1 protein-coding gene is annotated in these 313 nt (G+C 43.5%); it reads right to left on the reverse strand.

Features of this window, described 5'->3' with window-relative positions:
* A partial coding sequence (locus tag NW211_RS14055; protein ID WP_258328297.1) for a hypothetical protein occupies nt 1-313 on the reverse strand: 313 nt, incomplete at both ends.

The following is a 313-nucleotide window of genomic DNA, read 5'->3' on the forward strand; positions in this document are numbered from 1 at the left end:
AATAAACGAGGCCGTGTTTCCCCACTACCGGTTCTCGTTCGAATGTAGTATCGTTCAACTCTTCAAGACCATCAATCATAGGTTCCCATACTATTCCATAATAGCCGATGCTTTTTCTCAGCAAATACAACAGCCGATTGTTGGTATAGTTTCTCCCCCTGAATCCAAAGTAATTATACTCACCCATACATATCTTTTCTTCTGTGCCGTCCTTGTAGCGCAAGGTATAGGAGGCTCGAGCATCAGGAGGATAAGGATTATCATTGGGTTTCAGTTTTTTCAACTCATTCTGAACTTCCCGCAACAGCACCGG

Origin of the sequence: Barnesiella sp. ET7 (assembly GCF_024733785.1) — a bacterium.
In the GTDB taxonomy this organism is placed as follows: Bacteria; Bacteroidota; Bacteroidia; order Bacteroidales; family Barnesiellaceae; genus Barnesiella; species Barnesiella merdigallinarum.